A 2,297-nucleotide genomic window follows, 5' to 3' on the forward strand; every position below is an offset into this window, starting at 1 on the left:
GCTGGCCTCCGGCGTCGTGGTCGGCCTGGGCGCGTTCGGCTACCGCCTAGCGGCCCGCGCCCTGCTGCATGTGACCGGCGCAGGCCGATGACCAAGCCCATGCCGGACCGGCGCGCCGCCTACGCGGACATCACCGTGCCGTGCCACGTGGTCTCGTTCGCCCACGACCTGGTCGCCCCGCCCGTGTACGGACGCGAGCTCGCCGACAGCATCCCCGGCGTCACATTCGACGTCGTCGACGACGCTGGGCACTTCGGATCCCTTGGAGCAGTAGGACACGCCAGCAAGATCATTTCAAGGCGCTTCGCGATCGCGGACACCCGCGTAGGGAAGCCCCGGACCCTGAGGAGACAGACATGAGCAGCTTGTCCCAAGCCGTACTGGACGGCGCGTCCGCCGCGGAGATCGAGGCCGCCCCGGTACCCACCACCTACCTGGCCCTGCACCTGCGGGCTGAGGACGTCGAAATGTTCAAGGGGGTGACCGACAAGGACGTCCGCAAGTCGCTCCGTCTCGGCGAGGTGCCCATGCCGGAGCTGGCGCCGGACGAGGTCCTCGTCGCGGTGATGGCCAGCTCCATCAACTACAACACGGTCTGGTCGGCCATGTTCGAGCCGATCCCGACCTTCCAATTCCTCAAGCAAAACGCCCGGCAGGGCGGCTGGGCGACACGCCACGACCAGCCTTACCACGTGCTCGGCTCGGACTGCTCCGGCGTCGTGGTACGCACCGGCATCGGCGTACGGCGCTGGAAGCCTGGCGACCACGTCATCGTCCACGTCGCACAGATTGACGACCAGGAGCCTGCCACGCAGGGCGACGGCGTGCTCGGCGCCGAAGCGCGGGGCTGGGGCTTCGAGACCAACTTCGGCGGCCTGGCCGAGTACGGCGTCGTCCGGGCCAGCCAAATCCTGCCCAAGCCCGCCCACCTGACGTGGGAGGAGGCCGCAGTCAGCCCGCTGTGCGCGGGGACCGCCTACCGGATGCTCGTCAGCGACCGCGGAGCCCAGATGAAGCAGGGCGACATCGTCCTTATCTGGGGCGCCTCCGGGGGCCTCGGCTCGTACGCCATCCAGTTCGTCAAGAACGGCGGCGGCATCCCGGTAGGTGTCGTCAGCTCCGCGCAGAAGGAAGCGGCGGTGCGCGCCCTCGGCTGCGACGTGGTGATCAACCGCACCGAGCTGGGGATCACCGACGACATCGCCGACGACCCTCGGCACGTGCTCGAGACCGGCAGGAAGCTCGCCAAGCTCGTCGTCGAGAAGGCCGGCCGGGAACCGGACATCGTGTTCGAGCACACCGGCCGCGTCACCTTCGGGATCTCCGTGATCGTGGCACGGCGCGGCGGCACCGTGGTGACCTGCGGATCCAGCTCCGGCTACCTGCACACCTTCGACAACCGGCATCTGTGGATGAAGCTCAAGAAGATCATCGGCAGCCACGGAGCCAACTACGAGGAGCAGCAGGCCACCAACCGACTGCTCGAGAGCGGCGCCATTGTCCCGGCCATGTCGGCTGTCTACCCGCTCGCCGAGGCCGCCGAGGCGTGCCGGATCGTCCAGACCAGCCGACAGGTCGGCAAGGTCGCGGTGCTCTGCATGGCACCGGAGCCTGGACTCGGAGTTACCGACCCCGACCTGCGCGGCCGGATCGGGGAGGACCGGCTCAACCCGCTGCTCGGTCTCACCGCCGCTCCCCGGTGAGACTGCCGTACGCCCGGTCCGGCGGCCCGGCCTGCACACGCCCTCCGCCGCCTGATGTCACGCCAGGCCGAGGACCCCGTGCGTGCGGGCCTGCCGGACGGGGCGGGCGCGTCGAGTTCGAACAGCGAGCCGCGCACCAGAGACTGCGCTCTGATTGACTACAGGCTGTTCTGAAACGTGACCACGGCCGGGCCGGAACCACATGTCGATTTCCGTACTCTTCCCGATGCCTTGGGGTACCGCAGCCAGCGGCAGTCGCAAACAACCGCTTATGTCTTCCTTGAAGGACGGCGAGGACGCCGAGGAGTCGCTGACCTACCGGGAACTCCACGAGACGGCGTGCCGTCGGGCCGCGGCGCTCACCGCCGCGGGGCTCACGGGTCGAAACGCTGTCCTCATGTACCCCTCGGGCCTGGAATTCGTGCGGACGTTGCTCGGCTGCATGTACGGCCGGGTGGTGGGCGCCCCCGTCCAGCCGCCACGTCGTCGCCGAGGTGGAGCGGCTGCGCTGAACCTTCCCCTTGATCGTGGACACCTGGAGACTGGGATCTGAGGTTCCAGAGGAAGTAGCACCAGGTGGGAAGCAAGTACACG

Annotated in this window: 3 protein-coding genes; all 3 read left to right on the forward strand. The window is 68.6% G+C overall.

Annotated elements, in window-relative coordinates; genetic code table 11:
* The first annotated feature begins 87 nt into the window (after positions 1 to 87).
* The 3 genes from M2283_RS51455 to M2283_RS51465 all read left to right on the forward strand — a co-directional run bounded on the left by M2283_RS51455 (position 88) and on the right by M2283_RS51465 (position 2,256).
* A complete protein-coding gene (locus M2283_RS51455) occupies positions 88 to 360 on the forward strand; it encodes an alpha/beta fold hydrolase (RefSeq protein ID WP_280883557.1) in 273 nt (90 codons plus the stop codon).
* Positions 357 to 1,703: a crotonyl-CoA carboxylase/reductase gene (ccrA, locus tag M2283_RS51460; protein WP_280883558.1), complete on the forward strand. Its 1,347-nt coding sequence runs from the start codon at positions 357 to 359 to the stop codon at positions 1,701 to 1,703. Before M2283_RS51455 ends, ccrA begins: the two co-directional genes overlap by 4 nt.
* Before the next feature lie 271 nt (positions 1,704 to 1,974).
* Positions 1,975 to 2,256 (forward strand): AMP-binding protein, encoded by a 282-nt coding sequence (locus M2283_RS51465; protein ID WP_280883559.1) that lies wholly within the window; start codon positions 1,975 to 1,977, stop codon positions 2,254 to 2,256.
* Positions 2,257 to 2,297 lie beyond the last annotated feature (41 nt).

The organism is Streptomyces pseudovenezuelae, assembly GCF_029892565.1.
GTDB classification, from domain to species: Bacteria; Actinomycetota; Actinomycetes; order Streptomycetales; family Streptomycetaceae; genus Streptomyces; species Streptomyces pseudovenezuelae_A.